Source organism: Emticicia sp. CRIBPO, assembly GCF_009905725.1.
In the GTDB taxonomy this organism is placed as follows: Bacteria; Bacteroidota; Bacteroidia; order Cytophagales; family Spirosomataceae; genus Leadbetterella.
In genome coordinates this window covers 320,743-343,830 of sequence record NZ_JAAAKV010000004.1, presented here as the reverse complement: position 1 = coordinate 343,830, position 23,088 = coordinate 320,743, and the positions used below count along the sequence as shown (strand labels likewise).

The window sequence follows — 23,088 nt, the reverse complement described above, 5'->3', positions numbered from 1 at the left end:
ATTTAAACAATAAGGAGAAACCGATTTTATGGCAGAAGAAAAAATGATGCGACTTAGCCTGGCGGCAAGAAAACTTAACGTAAGTATCGTTACAGTTACAGAGATTCTTGGCTCTAAAGGTCATCGTATCGATAGTAATCCAAACGCCAAATTAACCCTTGAGCAGTTAGGTATACTTGCTAAAGAATATAATAACAGCGACCTTCTCGGCGAAACCACAGGTACTGGTTTCACGGAGAACGAGCCTACGCGTTTCTCTTCCTCGGATGATGATATTCTTTATTTCAGAGAAACTCAGCCCGTGAAAGAGGATCATTCTGCAGCACCAAAACCGGAACCAAAAGCGGAGGAGCCTGAAATTATCAGAATCGAACACAATTTACAAGGCCCGAAAGTTTTAGGAAAGATTGATCTTAATCCTAAACCAAAAGCTCCGGTGGTTATTGAACCGGAAAAAGAGAAAGTAGCTGAAGAACCAAAAATAGAAAAGGTCGAAGAAAAACCTGTGGCTGCTGAGCCTGTGGTAGTAATTCCTGAACCTGTTCAGGCTCCGAAAGCAGAAGTTAAGCCTGAACCACAGGCCGAAGCACCTGCTCCTGTAGCCGAACAACCTGTTGTTGAGGTTCCGAAAAAAGAAGAGCCGAAACAAGAAGAGATATTACCCGTTAAAAACGAAGTTGTGAATCATCCTGAGGTTGTTAAAGATGAGGTCAAACCTGTTGAAATCATCGAAGAGAAAAAGGTTAAAATTGATGACGATAAGTTAATCGAGATACTTCCTCCGAAACTGATCAAAGCTCAGGGCGAAAAGCTCCAGGGCTTGAAAGTACTTGGCAAAATTGAGCTGCCGGTTGAGAAAAAACCGCTCAGCAAAGAAGAACTGAAGAAAAAAAGAAAGAGAAAGAGGGTTGTTGTAGCTGAGAAAGTAAATCCAAACGCTAAGGATGCTGCTCCTGCCGACAGAAATAAAGACAGGAAGCCTGAGCCTAACAAACCTGGTGACAACACCAGAAAGCCTGGTACACCACAAACCGGTAATACCAGTAACAATACAGGTAACAACACCGGCAATAATAACAACAACTCGAACAATAACAGCAATAACAACAGACGCGGAGGCAAAGACAGAAAAGAAGCCGTTTCTCAGACTGACGTAAAAGACAGCATCAAACAAACCATGGCCAAAATGCAAAGCAAGGGCCCTGACTTTGGTGCAAAATACAGACGTGAGAAAAGAAAGACCAGAGCCGAACAGCAGGATCAGCAGGATCAGCAGGACCTGGACGACAGCGGCATCCTGAAAGTAACCGAGTTTATCTCGGCATCCGAACTTTCATCACTGATGGATGTGTCTGTTAACGAGGTGATCTCTACCTGTATGAAAATGGGTATTTTTGTATCCATCAATCAGCGTCTTGATGCTGAAACCATTCAGATGATTGCTTTGGAATTCAATTATGACGTTGAGTTCATTTCGGCAGAAGAAGACGCCAATGTTGAAGCCCTTGAAATTGTTGATGAAGAAGCCGACCTGAAAGACAGGGCCCCTATCGTAACGATCATGGGTCACGTTGACCACGGTAAAACTTCATTGCTCGATTACATCAGAAGAACCAAGGTGGCCTCAGGCGAAGCCGGGGGTATTACCCAGCACATCGGAGCTTACTCTGTGAAGATCAAAGAAGGTAGCAACAAAGGTAAATCGATCACATTCCTGGATACACCGGGTCACGAAGCCTTTACTGCGATGCGTGCCCGTGGTGCTAAAATAACGGACGTTGTTATTATCGTGATCTCTGCTGACGACAGTGTGATGCCACAAACCAGGGAGGCTATCAACCACGCTCAGAACGCAGGTGTTCCTATCGTGTTTGCGATAAACAAAATTGATAAAGTGGGTGCAAACCCTGAGAAAATACGTCAGGATCTTTCGAAAGAAAACATCCTGGTTGAAAGCTGGGGTGGTAAATTCCAGGAGCAGGAAGTTTCAGCCAAGTCGGGTATAGGTATTGATGACCTGCTTGACAAGGTGTTGCTTGAAGCAGAACTTCTTGAACTGAAAGCCAATCCTAACAGATCTGCCGTAGGTAGTGTTATTGAGGCCGAGCTGGATAAAGGCAGAGGGTATGTCTCTACTGTACTGGTTCAGAACGGAACGCTGAAAGTAGGTGATATCATCCTTGCAGGACAATACTTCGGAAGGGTGAGAGCCATGGTGAACGACATCGGCGAAAGAATCAAAGAAGCCGGTCCGGGATCTCCTGTTCAGATTCTCGGTATCCCGGGAGCTCCTCAGGCGGGTGACAAGTTCAATGTCATGGAAACCGACCGTGAAGCCAGGGAGATTGCCAACAAGAGAGAGCAGATCATCAGAGAGCAGTCCATCAGAGCCAAGAAACACATCACACTGGATGAAATCGGACGTAGAAAAGCGATCGGAACATTCAAAGAGCTTAACGTAATTGTTAAAGGTGACGTGGACGGTTCGGTAGAAGCCCTTTCTGACTCATTACTGAAACTATCAACTGACGAAGTTCAGGTAAGAATCATACACAAGGCCGTTGGTCAGATTTCCGAATCTGATGTAACGCTTGCCTCTGCAGCCGATGCCATCGTGATCGGGTTCCAGGTAAGACCATCAAACAATGCCCGTAAGATTGCCGATGCTGAACAAATTGAAATCAGACTTTACTCGATCATCTACGACGCTATCAATGAAATCAAAGCCGCCATGGAAGGTATGCTTGCTCCGAAAGAGGAAGAGATCATCATGGGTAACATTGAGATCAGAGAGGTGTTCAAGATCAGTAAACTCGGAACTGTAGCCGGATGTTATGTCCTTGACGGTGTTGTGAAACGTAACAACAAAGTGAGGATCGTAAGAGAAGGTATCGTGGTTCATGAAGGTGAGATTGCTCAGCTGAAACGTTTCAAAGACGATGTATCTGAAGTTAAAACCGGATATGAGTGTGGTTTGAGCATCAAGAACTTCAACGATATACAGATCGGCGACGTTGTTGAAAGCTTCGAAATCAAAGAAGTTAAGCGTAAATTAGCATAAAATATACCTGGATAAGCCTGCTTTAGCGAGCAGGCTTATTTAAGTTAATTAATTTTCATTATTTTCTGAAAATATAATTTAGATAATATATTTGGAATTTATAGAATATTATTTTTAATTTGGGTGTACAATAAAACACAATGAGTCTAACCAATAGAATTACAGAAAAATACTGCGAAGATCACTCTGATGAGGAATCTGTTTTTTTACAGGCCATCAGCAGGGATACCTTTGCCAATGTACTCCATCCAAGAATGCTCTCCGGGCATTTGCAGGGAAGACTGTTGTCTATGATCTCTACACTCCTGCAGCCAAAAAATATTTTAGAAATAGGCACCTATACCGGCTATTCTGCCGTATGTATGACAGAAGGACTGGCAGAAGGTGGCAAACTGACGACTATTGAGGCCAATGAAGAATTCAAAACCAGGATACTGAAAAATTTTGAACTCGCAGGAGTATCTGACAGAATTGATCTGAAAATCGGAAATGCACTGGAAGTCATTGATGACCTGGACATTCAATTTGATCTTGTATTTATTGATGCAGATAAGATGAATTATCTGAATTATTACCAAAAAGTATTCAGTAAAGTGAACATCGGCGGCGTTATTCTGAGCGATAATGTGCTGTGGGATGGGAAAGTTTACAATGAAAACCTTAACGACGCCACCACTAAGTATATAAGATCATTTAACGAATTCCTCAAAAACGACCGGCGTACACAAAAAATATTGTTACCCGTCCGGGATGGTTTGTTCATTTCCAGAAAAATTAAAGATTTATGAGAAACATTATTATTTGCCTTTGGCTTACTATGGCCAGCTTCACAGCCCTGGCCCAGATACAACCCAGTATTCCCGAAGCTCCTAAAAAGGTAGAATTTGCCAACATCATCGTTGAACTCAGCCCTGAAGCACAGGCCTTGGTCAACAAGGAAATTTCTGCCTTGCTGCTCCCTCAGAACAATTACCTTGATCTGAAACTTGAGCGGATGCAATTGTATTTCCCCCTCATTGAAAAGATCCTGAAAGAAGAAGATGTACCGGAAGACTTCAAGTACATTGCCGTATTGGAAAGCTCACTACTTCCCGAATCTATCTCCAGCTCCAATGCCATTGGATTCTGGCAGTTTAAAGAAGCTACGGGAAAAGACCTGGGATTGAGAGTAGATAATCGTGTGGATGAAAGAAAACACGTCTCCCTTTCTACCAAAGCTGCGGCCTTATATCTGAAGAAGAACAATCTCCTTTTCAAAAACTGGGTTTCCAGCATGCTGGCTCACGGCATGGGACCTGGCGGTGCCGGAGATGTGGTGCCTGTAGAATGGTCTTTTGCCAACGAAATCAGCTTCAGCGGCAATACCCAGAGATACCTGATCAAAGCCATAGCCCACAGAATAGCGTACGAACACAGACTGAACAGGATGAAAGATTCTCCGAGAAAGTTTGTGGAGTATTACACCAAAGGGAAATCGCTCGCCGAAATCGCCGTGGAACTTACAGTTGATATCAACGAATTAAGGAAATACAACAGCTGGCTGTACGCACCGAGCATCCCTGATGAAAAAGAATACCTCGTGCTGGTTCCGGTAAGGGTGGAAGATGTGGAAGATGTCATCACCAAAATCAAGAAAAGATCAGACCTGAAAAGCGTGGACGTGGGCTACCCTGTCCTGAAAAGACTGACGGTGGTTTCTACCTCACCTGACGACCCGATCTTATATGAGATCAACGGGAAGAAAGGAATCCTGGCTCAGCCGGGTGATGAAGTAGCCCAGATGTCGGAGAAAGCAGGAGTTAAGATCAGGAGTTTCCTGAAAAACAATGATATGACGGATAAGGACATTACCCGTGAAGGGCAGATCTATTATCTTCAGAAGAAAAACACCAAAGCCGAAATACCTTTTCACACGGTCAGAAATCAGCAGACCATGTGGGAAATCTCACAGATTTATGGCGTAAGACTCAAAAATCTTCTTAAATACAACCGGATGAAAAAAGACGAGCCGCTTCAAACGGGCAGGATCGTCTGGATGCAAAAAAGAAGACCTAAGAGCACCCCGGTTGAAATCATCCAGGATGCCATCCAGGAAAGAACACCAATTCCGGTAAGAGACAATTATGATCCTGTGACAAGAGCCCCTCAGCCCGTACAGGAAAGAAGGGAACCTGAGCCTGAAAGACCGGTAGTATCTCAAAAACCTGCAGAGATTGTCTATGAAAAACCTGCAGAACCTGTGAGCAGACCCGTTATTGAAGATAAAAAACCGGCAAGAACCTATCCTTCCGAACCGGCAAATAAACCGGTTATTGTAGAGAAAAAACCTGTGGAAGAGCCAGTTTTATATCCTAAAAGGAACGACAATTTCCCTGAAACCAGGATACCTTCTGCGGCAAAAAAACACAAGGTAAAACAAGGTGAAACTTTGTTCTCCATCGCTAAAAAATATGACCTGACCCTTTCAGAAATCAGGAAACTCAATAACCTGACCCCGTCTGATGTTTTGAAATACGGTCAGACGCTGGTGGTGAGTGGTGTACAGCCATATCCTAAAGAAACCGCCAGAGAGGAAGTCGCAGAACCAGAGCCAAGGGTAGCTGAACCGAGGGTGATTGAGCCTAAGGCATCTGAAGTCAGGAACAATGCCACCAAAACCCACGTAGTAGGCAGAGGAGAAACATTATTCGGTATTTCCAGGAAATACGGCGTAACCATGAAAGAGATCATGGAATGGAACAACATGACGGAGAAATCGGTGGATGCGGGCCAGAAATTAAAAATCAATGCCGGCGGAAGCGACTCTTCTTCTGATGAAGGCTCGACCAAAGCCTCAAACAGGCCTGTAAAGCACAAAGTGGAGCGAGGTGACACCTTATACAGCATCTCAAAGAAATACGGCGTTACGATGAATGAAATCAAAGAATTGAATGATTTGCAGAGCGGCAATGTACAGCTGGGCAATGTGCTGATCATCAGAAAATAAAATATTCGGAAGTATTGAAGGCAGGTTAATTTAATATTGACCTGCCTTTTTGTATTTTTGTAAAAAATTACGATCATGATTCTTATAGAAGATACCTGTGTAAGTGACGATATAGCCGAAAAATTTTTCGTCTGCAATCTCGATAAATGTAAAGGAGCCTGCTGTGTGGAAGGCGACCTGGGTGCTCCGCTGGAGTTTTCCGAACTGCCGGTACTGGAAGAAATCTACGAAACCGTAAAACCCTACCTTTCGAGAGAGGGTATTGCTGCCATAGAAAAGCAAGGCAAATATATCAAAGACTGGGAAGGGGATTACTCTACCACCACCATTGATGAAAAAGAATGTGCCTATGCCATTTATGACGAAAAAGGCATCCTGAAATGCGGGATTGAACAAGCTTATAACGATGGGAAAATTGGTTTCAAGAAGCCGATTTCATGCCACCTCTACCCTATCAGGATCACCAAATATGAACATTACCACGCCATCAATTACGACCGATGGAGCATCTGCAGTCCGGCTTGTGAGTTGGGTGAGTCATTGGGGGTACCGGTATATAAATTCCTGAAAGCACCGCTCATCAGGGCTTATGGTGAAAACTGGTATCAGCAATTGGAAAAAGAGATCGAAGATGCAAAACTTTGATGAAGTCTACCAGGTAGTCAGATTAATTCCACACGGCAGAGCCACCTCTTACGGAGCCATAGCCAATTACCTGGGCAGCAAAGGCGGAGCCAGGCTGGTAGGCTGGGCCATGAATGCAGCCCACACCAAAGACGACGTACCTGCACACCGGGTAGTTAACCGCAACGGCGTCCTGACCGGCAAAAACTTCTTCGAAACCCCGGACAAAATGCAGCAACTCCTCGAATCAGAGGGCATCACCATAGAAAAAGACCAGATCCGGGACTTCGATAAGGTGTTTTGGGATCCTTCGGTGGAGTTGGGTTGATACGATCATATTCCAAAATTGACGTCAAAAGACCTGGTAAAAGGTCATACTTCTGATTATCCTGAGGTGTCAGGCATTAATAAACGTCACCCTTTAATAAAGATTTCATTAAAATGTTTTGAATAAAAAAACTTTTTTATAGATTTCGACTGTATTTATTCGTCACACTTTTTCAGAACCTTATTAAATCCAGTTTCAATATGAAAAGAAGCTTTATCCTTACAATATTCCCTTCGAAAGAGGTTGTTTCTTATCGTAAGCCTAGTTTACTCCTGCTATCAAACTTTCAGGTTTGACATAACAGCTATTTAGTTTTTACCGGACATTTAAATTCGCAATATCAAACACAAACAAACTCAACAATGAACAGACGCACTTTTTTCATTAAAACAGTACTTCTACTTTTCCTGATGGCCTCCGGTCTTTCTGATATTTTTGGGCAAAGCAGGAAATACATCACCCAGGTAGTTCTGGAAAACTTAAAAAAAGAATTTCCTGATTTCGTCAAAGAACAAGAGAATATAGAAAGTACCATCACGGAATATTCTTATAAAAATGCTGTAGAAAATAACGTCATTAATATCCCGCTGGTCTTTCACGTTCTTGCAAAAAAAGACGGCTCTGTTCCCGGGAAAGAACAAATAGCCAAGCAGATAGAGATTCTTAATCAGGCTTTTGGAGTGTTTACTCCGGAAGATAAAGACGTGCCGAATGAAGAAGTAAAACGCTATCTTGAATCCGGAGGAAATCCGGGAATACAATTCTATTTAGGGAGTTCTGAACTTGTCAGTTCAGGTATCAAAATCGTCAACACGGATAGGGATGTATGGGGAATCAAAAATGAAATCCAGGACAGCAAAGCAGGTGGTTCTGCTCCTGAAACACCGGAAAAGTTCATCAACATATGGATAGCCGAACTGGGAGATTCCAATGCCGGTTTTGCTTATATGCCAGGTTCTCCGAAGCATCTTGACGGCATCATTATAGACCCTGATTACCTGTGGGCGGAAACCCGGGAGGATAAATCTCCTTACAGCCAGGGAAAAACCCTGGTTCATCTCATGGGTACTTATCTCGGCCTTTATGAATTATGGAATGAAACCACACCCTGTGAAGATGACAAAGTATTTGATACCCCGTTACATGATTATCCGAGCGATGTGGTTTTAACTGAAAAGAATCACAGGCAGATCTGTTTTTGTCTGGGATCGCCGGTAGCCATGTATATGAACTTTATGGACAACACCAGGGACCATCAGCTTTCGCTGTTTACCAAAGGTCAGATTACCCGTATGCGAGCTGTTCTCTCTCAGGAAGGTCCGAGGGGTAAACTCAACAATGACATCAAAAATCAAATCCGGAAATAATATAAATACAACCAAACCATGCATAAAAGATTTACCATCCTCATGTTAGTCCTCACATGTTGTGCAGGATTAGTTCAGGCCCAACCGGTCAACAGCCAGATCAAAGATGTGGTCATGCCCTCTCCCAATGCTGCCAGTCTGGGCAAGTTCGGAGATATCCCGGTGAGTTATTACACCGGCGTACCTAACATAGGTATCCCTATTTACACTGTAAAAGAAGGCTCTGTAAGTCTTCCGGTTGCACTTTCTTACCATTCCAGTGGCAAAAAAGTAGCTGAAACCGCCAGCTGGGTCGGAGCAGGCTGGAGTTTGCAGGCAGGAGGAATGATCAGCAGGACGGTGCAGGGAAAAGCAGATGAAAGTTGTAACGGATATTTTTCTATTGGCAGTGAAATTGCGGCCACTACTGATTCCTGCATCACTGGCCCGCACACCAATCAGGATTTTGTAAATGGGACCAAAGACCCTGAGCCTGATATTTTCTCGTTTTCTGTAGGAGGATATAACGGAAAATTCTTTATTGAAGCTGATATGACAAATGATGGTGTTGTCAATGGCAAGGTTATTCTGATTCCGCAGCAGGATGTCAGGATTACCTATGAAGCTTCTGCCCCTTCTAACTGTTCCAATGCCTACAGATTAAGTAAGTTTACTATCATTACACCAGACGGGACCAAATACCTCTTCGGTAACATTGATAACAGTGCCAATAATCATGGAATAGAAGTAATGGAAACAGACGATGTGGGGTTCTGGTATGCCAATGGCTGGTATCTAAGGAAAATCTCTTCGCCTGATGACCTTTTCAACATTACTCTGAATTATGCAGAAGAAAGATATCGTTATAACTATCGTTCCAATTATGCTGCAGCGGGACTTACCACAACAGGTTACCCATCTTCCACCACCTCGGGAGGATACCTCCAACATGTAGTGGATATTATGGGCTGGAGGATTTCTTCTATTGTAAGCTCAACCGCTACAGTATCATTCACTGCCGGTGCAAACAGGAGTGATATATTAAATGATGTTTCAGGTTATGAGTCTAAAGAGCTCGACAAAATCCAGGTGCAGTCAGGTTCATTTTGTAAAGTCTTTGACCTGGCCCAAACTTATTATGATGATGCTTCAGCTCAGAAATCGGGGATGTATTCAGACAAAACCCTGAAACTATTAAGCGTTCAGGAAAAATCCTGTGACAATACCGTTTCCGCCAATCCATATACCTTTGAGTATTACGAATTGTCTGGCAACACAGGCTTTTTGCCCAACCGTTTTTCTTCGGGTATCGACCACTGGGGTTTTTACAACGGAGTTACCACCAATCCGACTAACACTGCCCTCAATATTCCCACTACAAGGGTAAGTTACATGTTTTTCTCAACCCCGGTAAATGAGGTGGAGGGAAATTCTAACCGCCATCCGAATGAAGCTTCCATGAAACTCGGTACGCTCAAAAAAATTGCTTATCCTACCGGAGGTTCAACATCCTTTGAATATGAAGCCAACACTTATTGGGGAACAAGGGATTCTTTGAATTATGGTCCGGTAGACAGTCTCAGCAGATACTGGCCGGGAGGGCAATGTATGATAGATGGCACCCCAACCGCCACTTTTAACCTGACTATCAGCTCTTCTACGGATCTTAATAACCTCTATTATACCTGGAGTAAAAAGCGGGGTCCGCAGTACAGTCCATCCTGCTGCAGCCCTACACCGTTTATTGAAATCAGGGTCTTCAAAGTGTCAGATGGCTCGCAGGTAGGCTCGGCCAGCACCAACACTGGTTGTACAGATGACAATATTACCACTGCAGAAGGAAAACTGGTGACCCTGTTCCCCAGTCTGCCTGTAGGTGTGGCTCTCAGGTTTGAAATGAAAGGCGGCAACATTGCCTCAAAGTTTGTACTCAACAAACTCACTTCTACCACACTTACTGGTAATTTCTTAGCCGGTGGACTACGTATCAAGAAAATTACCAATTTTGACGGCATAAGTTCAGCCAACGACCAGGTAAGAAGTTATACTTATCAAGACAACTGGACTCCTTCCAGATCAAGTGCAATACTTTATAATATGCCTATCTATGGTTATGTCCATAAAGGTTGCATAGGAATGTGCAACCTGATTGCAGAGGATTGTAATGCTGGAGGTTTTCTTTATATCAACCATTTTTTCTTTGAAAACTCACTGGTTCCGCTCTCTTCCTTTGAAGGATATCATATCGGATATTCAGCCGTCAGGGAATATTTCAACGCATCGGCAACCGGATATTACAATTATTACAGATATTATAATGAATCTCCCGAACCATTTAAAGGTATTCCTCTTGTACCACCACAACCCAGAATTCAGTCCGGAGAGCTGATGTCAAAATCCCACAGGGATGTAACCGGACAAGATATATATTCTTATGACAACTATTCTCTCAGAGGAGAGGTTTACCAGAATGTCCAGGGAAAATTCATTAAATTTAATACTTACAAAACAGGTGGCTATGGCACACCTATTACTTTCTGGAAATTATATACCATCAAAACAACTCCTTTCAGATATTCCACCATTGAATCCTATAGAGATGGTCAGATCACAACACTTTCCAAAGAATACAACGGCACCAACCACCTGATGGTGACCAAGGAAAGCCTGACCAATTCAGATGGGAAAGTCACTGAAACTGAATATGTGTATCCGGCGGAGGTATCAGGTCTCCCTTCCGGCCAACTGGCAGAATTCAACCGCCTGAATATCATCATTCCTCTTGAGACCAGGATCAAAGTAGCCGGTATACAGCAAAAAGGCTCCAAAATAGAATTTGCTTCTTTTGATAATGCTTCAGGCAATTTCGTAAGCACTTCCGGACCATCTGCAGGTCAGTTTTTAAGACCCTACCAGTTTAAAAACTACGAAGCCGGCTGGGTAATCAAAGGCAGCATTGACAGTTATCACGGCACCTCCTCCGTCACAGGAAGGGCGGGTCTTCCACGTCAGTTCACCAAAACAGGCTGGTTGCCGGAAACCTACGAATGGTACAGTACAGGCCTGATCAAACAACGGAAGTTCAAAGACTTTCTCTGGAAATACGAGTATTTCACCAACACTCCCCTGGTCAGTAAAATCACAGGGCCTGACGGGCAATTCTCTGATTTTCTTTATGACCCGCTTATGAGACTCCAGGAGTCTAAGGCCAGAAGCTCCAATGTAAAAATCAATTATGCCTATACCTACCCTACGGTCAATGTTTCAGGAATCATTACCAGCTATGGCAAAATAAAATCAACTACTACCTACACAACAGTGGCTGGCAGCGGGTTGGGCACGCAGGAATCCTTCCAATATTTTGACGGGCTAGGCAGGGTGATCGAAACCGTTGCCAAAGGCAAGGCCAACGCACTCGACCAGGTCATGGCGGTTAGTTATGATGTTCAGGGACGCGTAAGCAAGACTTTTGAACCATTTGCCAGCGGAGTTTCCGACGGGAGCTATCAAAACCCGGGAGCCACCCCATATACCCTGACAGAATACGAAGCCAACTCCCTTAACAGGACCTGGAAAGTTACGCCGCCTTCGTGGTTTGCGACCATCAACGGGTTCAGCTCCAACCTAACAGGAGATGGTGTACTGAATTACAATTTCAGCACTGGAAGCACTTCGTCGTTTGCAGCAGGTGAACTCAGCAAAAGCACCGTTACAGACGGCAATGGCAACAAGACCTTCCAGTTTACAGATAAAAAAGGAAGAATGCTGCTGAGCAGAAGAACTGATGCGGCCGAATCAACCGGTAGCAGGTCTGATACCTACTATGTTTATGACGATAAAGACAGGCTCGTGAAGGTCATTCCGCCTGGAGCTTCATGGAGTGATGCTGACCTTACCTTCGGCTACACTTACCTGAACAATGACCTCATTTCTCAGAAAAAAATACCGGGCAAGGCAGCCGAACTGTATGAATACAACAGCCGAGACCTTCCCGTACGTTTTCAGGATGCTTTTCTGCAAACCAACGGCAGGTGGATGGCCAGTAAATATGATGATTACGGCAGATTAACTGAAAAAGGAGTATATGCCGGCGGAAGTGGGGATGCCATTACACTCAGCAACAAGATCATTGAAAACATTTACAGCACCGCTACCTCAGGCATAGAGACCGATAAACTCAAAACGAGCAAAACGATGGTTTTGAATGTCGCTGATCCTGTAGTGACTCCCGGGGCTGCCAACGGTGTTTTACAAAGTACTTTCAATTACGACAGCTACGGCAGGGTAAGCAACCAGACAGGAAATAACCATACCGCACTGGGTAGCACCACGGCAGAATCCGTAAGTTACACCTATGATTTCGGTGACAATATCCTGAGCGAGACCCGGAGCAGTACGCACAGTGCAGGCACCACGACGATTGTCAATGCACGCCAGTTTGATGCCTGGGGCAGACTCACCCAAACCACCCAGTCTGTTAACGGAGGCTCAGCCAACACTGTCAGCAGGCTGGCTTATACTGCCAAAGACCAGCTGGCCTGGAAAAAATTGGGTCCTGGAACGAACGGTCTTCAGCAGGTAGATTACAATTACCTGTCTAACGGTCTGCTGTCTGACATCAACGGTACTTCCGACCTGAGCAGCAGCACCTACGCTGTGAGCAATATGCTGAGCAGTACAGCTGTGCCAAGCTTCGGGGCCACTACTGATGATCTTTTCAGAGAAGTGCTGCAATACAACAGTCTCACGGCCGGGCTCAACGGCACAGTGCAGCAAAGCGGCAACATCGGGCAGATGCTCTGGCAGGTCAAAGGACGCAGCACACAGGCTTATGGTTTCACCTATGACCACCTTGACAGGCTCACCAATTCCCGGTATTCTGATTACACGTCCGGTGGCACGATCAGCAACAATGACTATTTTACCGAAACCCGGAGTTTTGATGCCAGGGGCAACATCCAGAGCATTAACCGCAAAGGCATGGTAAGCAGCGGCGGGGCCTTTACCAACACCACGATAGACAATCAGACGCTGACCATATCCTCGGGTACCAATAAAACCACGGGGAGCTCAGGCACAACGAGTATTGACCCGGCCAGGGTGAACATGGACGCCCCTCATAATTTTCTGAATCTGCCCTCTAAATTCGATTTCGGAGGCAATAACACGATTGAATTACTTTATGACGCCACAGGCAATAAGCTACGTAAAACCGTAAAAACAGCCGGAACCGTAACGCTGACCCAGGACTACCTGGGTGAAATAGAACTCAATAATAATGTGGTGGAAGCCGTTTATAATGAAGAAGGCCGGGCGGTAAACAATGCCGGGACATTCAGGTATGAATACACGCTGAAAGACCACCTGGGCAATACCCGGCTGGTATTTTCAGACAAAAACGGCAGCGGCAGCATTGACAACTCGGAGATCATCAGCGAGACCCACTACTATCCGTTCGGAAAAGTCATGAACGGGGCCTGGTACAAAGACCCGGTTTTGCCGAAATTCCGTTATCTTTATAATGGCAAAGAGCTCAACGAAGAATTCGGTCTGAACTTCTATGACTACGGTGCCAGATGGTATGATGCAGGAATGGGGAGCTGGTGGGAAGTGGATCCGTTGGCCGACGAGTACTATAAATCAAGCCCTTTCAATTATGGAGAAAATAATCCAGTTTCAAATATCGACCCAAATGGTCAACAAAGCGAATCCATTTCTACACGTTTTGTAGACCCCTCTGGCCATACTTTACTCAATACTAATGACGGAAGAAATGATGTTTATCAAATAGAATGGAAAGATGTTCCAACTTTTCAGCTGAGTGCTAACAATTCTGGTGAAGGAACCGACAGCCAATTATGGAATAATGTTTGGAGATCAAGAGGTTCTTTGTTAATTCATGAAAATGTAGTCAATTTACAAAGAGACGAACGTTCTTTACAGGCCTTAATAAGAACTGTGGTAAACGGTTTCTCAAATTCAACTTTCTCAGATTATCTCACAGCAAGCCTGGAATCTTCATGGAATGACCCATGGCAAACTTTCCCTTGGGGTTCCTTTTTTCGAGGTATTGAATATGCAAAATTCTTAAAAATTACGGCTAAGAGTTTACTTTCTCGTGTAGAAAGATTGTCTCTGTTTAAAAATGCTTTAGAAAATGCTCCTAGCCCTAAAAATCCAAAAGAAGCTTTGAAATTAATCAATAAAAGTCTCGATGCTATTGAGAGAGTACATGCTCGAGCAAATGATAGAATGTTTGGAATTTTAGATGACAAATACGTAACTTATCACCCCAACGGTAATGTGACTGCTTTAACAAAAGGACATCGAATTGAAATTCAGTCCAATGGGGCTTTCAGTATTTTTGAAAGAAAAACTGGTAATTTATTTTTCTCAAAATAAGGCAAAATGATAAAAACAATAAATATATATAATCAAACACTTGAGCTTCTTAACAAACTAGGAGTAAAACATGAAACACATAATTTTCCTTCTGGGGTCATTATGTTAGATATATGGCATAATGATAGTTTCTATGTATTACAATTTGAAAATACTTTTATTGGTTTCTCTGAAATAACTGATAATAATCTTGGATTTGACAATATACCTGATGAAAAAATTTACGACGCTGAAAAAGTTATAGACAAACTAAAATTAATATTAGTAATTTGACGCCTTAAATTAAGTACATTCTGATAGCCTGGTTATCTGGGTTAGCAGACTCAGGTAGAAGGTGGGGGCCTTATACATATGGGAACAATAACCCGGTTCGCTTTGTTGATCCGGATGGTATGATGTCCGTGGACGAGTTAATGAGTATGGTTCGTCAAAAAGAAATTAAAGACTTTGGCAACCAATCTTCTGGTTTCGTTACTCAGGGTGACCAAATACGGGCTCAACAAGATACAGAACAAAATGCAACATCAAATGAATCTGCCAAATCCTTTGACGCGACGGTAGAATGTGGCGGACCTGGTCAACCACCGTGTCCATTTGAAAATGGGATAGACCCTGTAGATAAACAATTTCTGGTAGCCAATCTCTTTGAAACCTTCGGATTAATTTCTGGAATTAAAGCAATAGGCTCCGGTGTAACAAAACTTAACTTATATTTATCTGGAAAAATCCTCGCCTACAGAGCGAGTAAAGCAGCCGCTAGGACTGGGACAACAGCAATACGCAAAGTTGGATCCGTTTTAGAAAGTGTCGATGATATTCTTACTAATCCTAGCTTATTGCAAGGTCAATCCTATGGATATGTTCGCAATATGTTGGGCAAGTCAGAAGGCTGGGTAAATAGCGTTATGACTAAAACCAGAGGTTCGGACAAAGGGTGGGTGTTACGTCAGGTTAATAATCGAGGAGAAGAAACAGGTAGATTAATTCAATATCATCCAGGTTCACGTAGGCATTTTGGAGGAGCTCCATATTGGAAAGTATCTGATGGTGCCAATACATTCAGATTTCCAGCAGCAAACTAAAATTTTAATTATGACATTAGATATAAATAATAAATTATCTCTCTTGAAAAATAGCTTAGTCTGTTTGTCGAAATCATACGAGGAACAAGTAGCTACTTTTCCTGATTATGTTGATGTATTTGATGAAGTTATCTCTGACTTTGATAATGCATTCAGATTACTGCCTAGTCTGATGGAAGCAAGAATTGTTTCTTATGAAGCGGTTATTGATATTTTGAAATGCAATAACCTTATAGAACTTAATCTTTCCATTGAAGAAATGCAAACTGATGAAAGTTTTGAAAGTGATGATGCGTGGAATTTAGTGCGAGAGTATGCTACAAACGCATTGAACTTATTATAAGCAAAAACTCTTTTTTCTTACAGTTTTGAGCAACTTTCTTAATAAGAAAGAATGAGTGCTTTTTGGTATTCTGTCCTACTTCTCGATGCTTCCTTACATTTTAGTAAATCCTTGTGAAGGACAAGCCATTTATGATAAAACAAAAGAATAGTTATGGAATTAACACTTGAAAACCTCATTTCATTTCTAGAAAAAGAATATCCTTATGATTTTAACTTTTCCCCACAATATGTCATTAGGGAAATAGATGATGGTATAGGTGCCGTTGATTTGTTGGAGCATTTATCAAAAAAATTTGGCGTAACTTTTAAAAATTTTGATTTTCAAAAGTACTTTCTGGAGGAAGCAGAACTCAATACTATGACCTGGAAACATTATTTAACTTAAAAAAACAACGGAAAATTAATGAGGAACTTACAATTCAGATGCTATTTGAATATATGATTAAAAATAAAATAAAAAACGAATAAGGAGTTTTCTAAGTTTGATTTTGTTCGATCTCTTACCAGAGTTACCCAGACAAGCGAGCAGTATTACATACGAAAACAATAGCCCACTTTCTTGACCCCGATAGTTTAGAGAGTCTGGCTTTCGGTGGAATGACTTCCTTTGATGATATGATCGGTCGACATGAGACTGCTCAGATAGAGTTTGCTAATAGAGATCGCGATAAAGAGAAAAAAGATGAAAAGGAAAAGCAAAAATCTCAATCGTCAAAAGCTTCTAACTCGAAAGAGAAATCTGCCTCAGCTGTACCGCTACTAGGCACTGCAGGAACAATAGGATGAACGACAGGACTGTCATGGCAAAGTATATTGGAAAGCTTAGGTCGTGTTGCATTAAGAGCTGGGTCAATACTATCCTTAATCACTTTAGTTGAAGGAGATACACCAAGGAAAGAGTCGAATGACGATGGTTATACTTTTTACCATTACACCGATCAAGTTGGATTAGCAGGAATCATGGCTACACATAAAATATTACCTAACAATAAAGGCAAAGTTTATTTAACAAACATAGCAATGGCTCCTTCTGAAGCTTTTCAAAATTTGTTTAATGGACAAGCTACTCATGCAAATCGTGGTGATGATGTGGTAGTATTTAGACTTAATTCATATCAAGTCGCCCACCTAGAAACCAACGGAAGAGAATATCTTGAATTTGTATACCCAAAAGGCACACTTAAGTTAGAAAAAGTAATTTACGGAGGCCCAAATTTAACAAAGCAAAAAAAATGAATATAATAAACATAAGAGACCTTGTTATTCTTAGAAAAGCTCTAATCCTTATTAAATGGGGTGGGGACGAAGATCTCTTCACCGAAGTTGCTAGTAGCCCATATATTGGAGAGATATTAGACCAAATCACAGATGAGCTCGAAAAAGAATTTGGAAATGGTCAAAAGTCAGAGTGGGGTAATATTGAAAAATATCCTAAAAGTTTAGAAAAGATAAGGTGGCATATTAAAAACATAACCAGTTGGGAAAAATTAGATAAAAACGTCAAATCCAAGACTATTACCAATTTAGCTTATCCTTATAAAATAAATGAGGATACAATCTTAACTCTTATTGACTTGGGCTAAAGAACATTCTATTTTCTAATATATTCTGATGATTATCCCTTCTTTTGTTCAAGTAAGCTGATTATTGCATGATTATCCGGGTGGTCCATAGAGTGCATTTACTCAGGGTGCAAAAAGGTTTCAGCAAGGGGATAGTTGTATTCTAATCCTGAAGCATTAAAAAGAACAACATTTTATTAAAAACAGAAAGTAGTGCCCGGTCCATTTTAAAACAAAAACAATGAGCAAAGAGATTTTCAAATCAGACCGCTATTTTACAGTTTTTGACTATTTAGTTAGTCATGGACAACTCTTAATAAGATCAGACAAAAGAAAAGGAAGTAAAGAAAATATCGATATAATTTTTTTTGACACCTCATTTATGCAATTATTTACAACGCTGTCTGGCATTACCATACGCTTGGTAAATAGTAACAGTATTACGACCTATACTGCTGTAAAAAAATATCTGAGCTATGAAGAAAATAATTTATTTGAAATAGAAAGCGAAGGAGAAAAATATTATATAGCAGCCTCTTTTGTGAAAATCTTTGAAAACGAGCTTGAGTTTAATGAAACAAGCTTGGGATATGAATCAAAAGGTCGTCAAAATGAGATAGCAGGAAGCCTTTAAATGCAAAACATTGATTTTTAGTTATTGAAAATATATGAATATAATAATAGAGATTCGAGTACAATTTATTACAAAAAAACCATACAGAAAAATATAAATGTATTTCTGTATTGAGCTATTACAAGATTAATCATATGAAAAGTATCACTTTGCTTATTGGTCTTTTCTTATTCTATAATTCAAACTCTTGCAGCCAATCGAGCGATTCGAAGCAAATTGCAAAAGAGAGTTCGGATTTGAAAAAGAAAGCCCGCAGCCCAGGCAATTCAAAGTCTATAAATTTAGATTTAATAGATAGCTCTTTAAATTTCAAGCTTCATTACAATATTTTTGAAGTGTTAAGAAAATATCATTTAGAATTTAAATCAGTACAAAAAAAAGAAAAACATAAAACAGGCTATTTCAAAGGAAAATCTTTGGAACAATTATTTCTTGACAAGGACAATGCAATTATTTCGGAAAACAACAACATCCTCCTTTTTGGAAATCCTTATTCTTTGCTCTTATTAAATAAAGTTAATAAATCAGGATTCAAAGTTGATGGAATTAAATTTGGTTCTCATTTAAAGAATCAATCATTGATTAAGTCATTTCATTTTAAAGATTTGTACTTATTGCAAGTAAGAGAATTATATGACACATATTATGATAGGGATCTATTTTTCGTTTTTGATAAATCAATGAATAAGATAGGATCTATAGGCATTTTAAAGTATGCTTATATAGCAGATGGATCGTTTCAATCGTTTGGTGATAATAATTTTCAGTATAATGATAAAAGAGACGAATTAAGTATTGATATTCACCTGATTGTAATAGATCAAAGTGCAGCAAAAAGGAATACAATAAAAAGGAAGATAATAATTAATCAGAAAGATGTTAAATTCGATGTAGAAGACGGTCTCTTAAAAGAGGAAGTAGGAAATAGAATGAAGATTATCACAAACATTGAGGACAATCTAATTATTAGGCACTTATAAATGACCGATTCTTAAATACAACAACTTTTCAGTTAAATAATATCATGAATCCGTTAATAAACATTCTATATCAAGACTAATTGAAGTAGCAGAAATTCTCCGGTTAAATGATGGTGATGATGAAAAAAAGCTAACGATTACTCAGTATATATTAAGTTAAGATTGTGTTTTGACAAAATAACAACACAGATGCCTGTGCATAATGTTGAAACCAAAAAAGAAAGTGCAATGAAATTATTTCAAGACATGAGACCAATATTGTTTTTACTCTGTATTTCCATTTTGTTCTGGAGGTGTAATAGCCATAATTTCAACAAAGTAGAGGCAATTAACAGGGTACTAAATGATAAATTATTTTATGAAAATTTGTCTACCGTAGTTAGAGATCAACGCCCCTATGTTGTAGAAAATGAGTTTTTGAACAAAAAAGAAATAACAGAACTACACTACCGTGATCAAAAGGTAATGTATTCAAAGATTGACTCTAGTAACTTAAATAGTTTTAAATCAAATTGGAAATCACCTAAGTTCTACATAGAATGTAGTATAAAGCACAAAGAAGATAATCTGGTCCAAATCTCTGTACTCATTAGATCTGTTGGATTTGAGTGTGTTTATACTTTGGATGATGATTTAAAATCTACGATTTTAGAGAGAAGTTTTGGACTTATTTAATCTTATGACAACCCTGTTGAAAAATGCAATGAATTGTGAGAATACAATAAGCATTTTAATATTATATTATTAAAAAATACACATATCCAATGAAACTGCGATTGTATTGACAACTCGGAGATCATCAGCGAAACCCACTACTATCCGTTCGGAAAAGTCATGAACGGGGCCTGGTACAAAGACCCGGTTTTGCCGAAATTCCGTTATCTTTATAATGGCAAAGAGCTCAACGAAGAATTCGGTCTGAACTTTTATGACTACGGTGCCAGATGGTATGATGCAGGAATGGGGAGTTGGTGGGAAGTGGATCCGTTGGCGGATCAACCACAGCAATTAAGGTTCTCGCCTTATGTATTTTCAAATAACAATCCGATTCGATTTACAGACCCCGACGGTAGATTACCATTTGATTGGATAAAACAGCAAAACGGAAGTGTAACCTTTGACTTCTCTGTAAACAACCAAGCCGAAGCAACAGCCAAATACGGAAATGGTGCAACTGACATAGGAAAGTCTGGCACATACATGAATGGGCAAGGGGAACAGGTAAATTTAAATGCCAATGGTACTGCTACAAGTTCAACCATGTTGAGTGAGGTAACTGTTACGGGAAAATCAGGAAGTAGTTTATCAGGTACACTAGATAATCTTATTAATGCTGTTGATTTAAGCAACAACTTAAATACAGGTGTTGTTGGAGGGGCTTCAAAACTTGGCAATGCACTTGATGCTGCTGCCCCAGTAATAAATGTATTAGATGATATAGGAAAAGGCTTAGGAATAACGGGAGCAATCATCTCTACTGCACAAGCCATTGAAAACCCAACGGCAGGAAATATGCTAAAAGCCGGTGTCGATATTGGTTTAGCTGCCTTAAAAGTAAATCCTTTAACTGGTGCAGCGATTGGTATTGCTGACGGATTATTGAGCGTAACAGGTGCAAAAGATGCTATTTTTAAAGCAGTGGATAATAAGGTTGAACAATATCAATCTAATAAAGTAATTGAATCACAACAAGTTGATACCTCTAAAATCAGAATCCGATGAGAACTATAAATTATTTGATTTGTAAATTGTACGCCAATTTTGCATTCGGTAACATAAGACCCAGTCTATCCAACTTCTATTTTTCAAAAATATCCGTAAGTTTAATAATACTTTTATGGTTTTATGTATTACTGTATTTTTTAAGAATAGCCCTTAATATTGGCTTAGAAACTTCTCTTACGTGGCTCTACATTCTTTTGGTTATTATGATTTTCTATTTTTTAAATAAATATACCTGGACAATAAACCAAGTAGAAGAATTTATAAATGATAATGAAAATGACGAAATTTTGAACAAAATGATCTGGGTATTTTGGGCTACGATTATAATTCCAGCAGTTGTATATATTCTAATTTTTAATAGATAGTAACAAAAAGCCCCAAGGATGGGGCTTTCTTATTGACAAATTGACCCTTTGGCGATGAAGACTCTGAGTTTCAGCCCATAGGTCTTTAGTAATGACAATCCAGTTAATATGATAGATCGAGACGATAGACATGCGTAAAACAAACTTTGCTTACTGATATGTACAGTTCTATTCAGGACGCATCAAATCTTCCTAAGTCTGCTCTTATTGTGCCAGATTTGCTACAAAGAAACCCAGTTAACTTAAAAGATGGAGATAAGTTAAATGTTACTGGTATGTCAGGAGGGCAACTTGAACAAGTTCTGAATTTGTTAGTAAAGCAGTGTTTTCAAGGACATATCAAAACGAATCAAGACGATGAAAATAAATATAATAGTTTTAAAATGGTTGACATCTATTTTGCTAATTTTGGACGTTCTCTTCTGGTTTGCCCTTCATGCCAGCGGACACAATGTACCCAAAGATACGAATTCTTCTGTTATTAAAGTCGCTGTAGTTTTAGTTCTAATTTTAATCCTTTTGTATATAGTGGGAAAGCGGGTTGAAAATCGATAATGGATGTACAAATCCAGGAAATGAAACTACTAAGATAATTTTCACTGTATTGACGATTTTAAATCAACAGGTTTAAAGCTTTAGTTAAATATTTTATTAAAAAATGACTACTGTCATCAGTGAAACTCATTACTATCCTTTCGGAAAAGTGATGAACGGGGCCTGGTACAAAGACCCGGTTTTACCGAAATTCCGTTATCTTTATAATGGTAAAGAGCTCAACGAAGAATTCGGCCTGAACTTCTATGACTACGGTGCCAGATGGTATGATGCAGGTATGGGGAGTTGGTGGGAAGTGGATCCGGCAACTGCTGGTAATTATCCTCAGTCACCTTATCAATATGTTCTAAATAACCCTATTCGTTACATTGACCCATTTGGACTGTGGGAAGTTACATCAACCGGTTATTCAACGACTGATAAAGAAGATATAAAACGCTATATGAGTTATATGAGCTTTGAAAATGAAGCTTTAAACAATAATCCTTCAACAAATCAAATGGCTGATTTTGTAAAGGGAGAAATGTCCGGAGCCGGCCTGGGAACCCTTAGTAACGGAGGAAGGCTAATTTCGGAGATTAAAGAGACCGGGTATCCAAGTCGAAGAGGAGTTGAGTGGTATCTTGATAAAGAATCTGTTGATAATGCATGGCATGAAGTTCAAGGTGATTTAACTCCAGAAGCACTTGATCCAAGAACAATTGGACATAACATCTTTTGGAAAACTTATCCAGGCCCATCAAATCCTAAAAAATATAATGGTAAAGATGATTATTCTTATTTACCAACTAATCCGATTGAGTATCCTGGAATGATTCATGACTTAGCCTACGATCGTAAAGAAGCCAGAGGAGCGGCTTCTCTTTTGATTAATACAAAAGTTATTAAAGATGATTGGGCCTTTGTTGCACAAGAAATTTCTCTATCTTATGATCCAAGACTAGATCCCATTTCACGTTTTGAAGCAAAAGTTTTAGGAATAGGTCTCGGATTAGCCGCAACTCCAAAAACTGGCTTTTACTATATGTTCCTAGGGTTGAAAACTATGTCAAGAACTATAGGAAAAGGGGCTTCAGCTATTAAAAATTAACTA

19 protein-coding genes are annotated in these 23,088 nt (G+C 40.4%); all 19 read left to right on the top strand.

Annotated elements, in window-relative coordinates; translation table 11 throughout:
• The first annotated feature begins 28 nt into the window (after window positions 1–28).
• The gene (infB, locus tag GVN16_RS10530; RefSeq protein ID WP_166563843.1) at window positions 29–3,061 is read left to right on the top strand and encodes a translation initiation factor IF-2; all 3,033 of its coding nucleotides are present in this window, start codon (window positions 29–31) and stop codon (window positions 3,059–3,061) included.
• Between the two features lie 140 nt (window positions 3,062–3,201).
• Window positions 3,202–3,849 (top strand): O-methyltransferase, encoded by a 648-nt coding sequence (locus tag GVN16_RS10525; RefSeq protein WP_166563842.1) that lies wholly within the window; start codon window positions 3,202–3,204, stop codon window positions 3,847–3,849.
• Window positions 3,846–6,047: a LysM peptidoglycan-binding domain-containing protein gene (locus GVN16_RS10520; RefSeq protein WP_166563841.1), complete on the top strand. Its 2,202-nt coding sequence runs from the start codon at window positions 3,846–3,848 to the stop codon at window positions 6,045–6,047. The genes GVN16_RS10525 and GVN16_RS10520 overlap by 4 nt, the downstream gene beginning before the upstream one ends.
• Window positions 6,048–6,122: 75 nt before the next feature.
• The gene (locus GVN16_RS10515; RefSeq protein WP_166563840.1) at window positions 6,123–6,692 is read left to right on the top strand and encodes a DUF3109 family protein; all 570 of its coding nucleotides are present in this window, start codon (window positions 6,123–6,125) and stop codon (window positions 6,690–6,692) included.
• A complete protein-coding gene (locus tag GVN16_RS10510) occupies window positions 6,679–6,999 on the top strand; it encodes an MGMT family protein (protein ID WP_166563839.1) in 321 nt (106 codons plus the stop codon). Before GVN16_RS10515 ends, GVN16_RS10510 begins: the two co-directional genes overlap by 14 nt.
• 362 nt (window positions 7,000–7,361) lie before the next feature.
• Window positions 7,362–8,366 (top strand): M43 family zinc metalloprotease, encoded by a 1,005-nt coding sequence (locus tag GVN16_RS10505; protein WP_166563838.1) that lies wholly within the window; start codon window positions 7,362–7,364, stop codon window positions 8,364–8,366.
• Between the two features lie 18 nt (window positions 8,367–8,384).
• Window positions 8,385–14,747: an RHS repeat domain-containing protein gene (locus GVN16_RS10500; protein ID WP_166563837.1), complete on the top strand. Its 6,363-nt coding sequence runs from the start codon at window positions 8,385–8,387 to the stop codon at window positions 14,745–14,747.
• A gap of 6 nt (window positions 14,748–14,753) precedes the next feature.
• Window positions 14,754–15,020 carry a hypothetical protein gene (locus GVN16_RS10495; protein WP_166563836.1) on the top strand — a complete coding sequence of 89 codons (267 nt, stop codon included), beginning with the start codon at window positions 14,754–14,756 and terminating at the stop codon, window positions 15,018–15,020.
• A gap of 119 nt (window positions 15,021–15,139) precedes the next feature.
• Complete coding sequence (locus GVN16_RS10490; protein ID WP_166563835.1) at window positions 15,140–15,829, top strand: hypothetical protein; 690 nt, start codon at window positions 15,140–15,142, stop codon at window positions 15,827–15,829.
• Window positions 15,830–15,839: 10 nt separating this feature from the next.
• Window positions 15,840–16,172: a hypothetical protein gene (locus tag GVN16_RS10485; RefSeq protein WP_166563834.1), complete on the top strand. Its 333-nt coding sequence runs from the start codon at window positions 15,840–15,842 to the stop codon at window positions 16,170–16,172.
• 153 nt (window positions 16,173–16,325) lie between these two features.
• Entirely contained in the window at window positions 16,326–16,559 is a 234-nt protein-coding gene (locus GVN16_RS10480; RefSeq protein WP_166563833.1) for a hypothetical protein, read from the top strand.
• 428 nt (window positions 16,560–16,987) lie between these two features.
• Window positions 16,988–17,410, top strand: coding sequence for a hypothetical protein (locus GVN16_RS10475; RefSeq protein WP_166563832.1), 423 nt, complete (start codon window positions 16,988–16,990; stop codon window positions 17,408–17,410).
• Window positions 17,407–17,757, top strand: a complete 351-nt coding sequence (locus tag GVN16_RS10470) for a hypothetical protein (protein ID WP_166563831.1) — start codon at window positions 17,407–17,409, stop codon at window positions 17,755–17,757. The genes GVN16_RS10475 and GVN16_RS10470 overlap by 4 nt, the downstream gene beginning before the upstream one ends.
• Before the next feature lie 220 nt (window positions 17,758–17,977).
• Entirely contained in the window at window positions 17,978–18,370 is a 393-nt protein-coding gene (locus GVN16_RS10465; protein WP_166563830.1) for a hypothetical protein, read from the top strand.
• Between the two features lie 134 nt (window positions 18,371–18,504).
• Window positions 18,505–19,350, top strand: coding sequence for a hypothetical protein (locus GVN16_RS10460; protein WP_166563829.1), 846 nt, complete (start codon window positions 18,505–18,507; stop codon window positions 19,348–19,350).
• A gap of 189 nt (window positions 19,351–19,539) precedes the next feature.
• Window positions 19,540–20,025, top strand: a complete 486-nt coding sequence (locus tag GVN16_RS10455) for a hypothetical protein (protein WP_166563828.1) — start codon at window positions 19,540–19,542, stop codon at window positions 20,023–20,025.
• Between the two features lie 105 nt (window positions 20,026–20,130).
• Entirely contained in the window at window positions 20,131–21,072 is a 942-nt protein-coding gene (locus GVN16_RS10450) for an RHS repeat-associated core domain-containing protein (protein ID WP_310587428.1), read from the top strand.
• Window positions 21,073–21,598: 526 nt separating this feature from the next.
• Window positions 21,599–21,925, top strand: coding sequence for a hypothetical protein (locus tag GVN16_RS10445; RefSeq protein WP_166563826.1), 327 nt, complete (start codon window positions 21,599–21,601; stop codon window positions 21,923–21,925).
• Window positions 21,926–22,098: 173 nt separating this feature from the next.
• Entirely contained in the window at window positions 22,099–23,085 is a 987-nt protein-coding gene (locus tag GVN16_RS10440; RefSeq protein WP_166563825.1) for an RHS repeat-associated core domain-containing protein, read from the top strand.
• Window positions 23,086–23,088: the final 3 nt, after the last annotated feature.

Excerpts from the sequence above, each read along its gene's own strand:
- GVN16_RS10495 (WP_166563836.1), top strand. The coding sequence starts at position 14,754 with ATGATAAAAACAATAAATATATATAATCAAACACTTGAGCTTCTTAAC.
- GVN16_RS10525 (WP_166563842.1), top strand. The coding sequence starts at position 3,202 with ATGAGTCTAACCAATAGAATTACAGAAAAATACTGCGAAGATCACTCT.
- GVN16_RS10490 (WP_166563835.1), top strand. The coding sequence starts at position 15,140 with ATGATGTCCGTGGACGAGTTAATGAGTATGGTTCGTCAAAAAGAAATT.
- GVN16_RS10440 (WP_166563825.1), top strand. The coding sequence starts at position 22,099 with ATGACTACTGTCATCAGTGAAACTCATTACTATCCTTTCGGAAAAGTG.
- GVN16_RS10500 (WP_166563837.1), top strand. The coding sequence starts at position 8,385 with ATGCATAAAAGATTTACCATCCTCATGTTAGTCCTCACATGTTGTGCA.
- GVN16_RS10445 (WP_166563826.1), top strand. The coding sequence starts at position 21,599 with ATGTACAGTTCTATTCAGGACGCATCAAATCTTCCTAAGTCTGCTCTT.
- GVN16_RS10465 (WP_166563830.1), top strand. The coding sequence starts at position 17,978 with ATGAGCAAAGAGATTTTCAAATCAGACCGCTATTTTACAGTTTTTGAC.
- GVN16_RS10515 (WP_166563840.1), top strand. The coding sequence starts at position 6,123 with ATGATTCTTATAGAAGATACCTGTGTAAGTGACGATATAGCCGAAAAA.
- GVN16_RS10480 (WP_166563833.1), top strand. The coding sequence starts at position 16,326 with ATGGAATTAACACTTGAAAACCTCATTTCATTTCTAGAAAAAGAATAT.
- GVN16_RS10505 (WP_166563838.1), top strand. The coding sequence starts at position 7,362 with ATGAACAGACGCACTTTTTTCATTAAAACAGTACTTCTACTTTTCCTG.
- GVN16_RS10510 (WP_166563839.1), top strand. The coding sequence starts at position 6,679 with ATGCAAAACTTTGATGAAGTCTACCAGGTAGTCAGATTAATTCCACAC.
- GVN16_RS10470 (WP_166563831.1), top strand. The coding sequence starts at position 17,407 with ATGAATATAATAAACATAAGAGACCTTGTTATTCTTAGAAAAGCTCTA.
- GVN16_RS10485 (WP_166563834.1), top strand. The coding sequence starts at position 15,840 with ATGACATTAGATATAAATAATAAATTATCTCTCTTGAAAAATAGCTTA.
- infB (WP_166563843.1), top strand. The coding sequence starts at position 29 with ATGGCAGAAGAAAAAATGATGCGACTTAGCCTGGCGGCAAGAAAACTT.
- GVN16_RS10455 (WP_166563828.1), top strand. The coding sequence starts at position 19,540 with ATGCCTGTGCATAATGTTGAAACCAAAAAAGAAAGTGCAATGAAATTA.
- GVN16_RS10520 (WP_166563841.1), top strand. The coding sequence starts at position 3,846 with ATGAGAAACATTATTATTTGCCTTTGGCTTACTATGGCCAGCTTCACA.
- GVN16_RS10460 (WP_166563829.1), top strand. The coding sequence starts at position 18,505 with ATGAAAAGTATCACTTTGCTTATTGGTCTTTTCTTATTCTATAATTCA.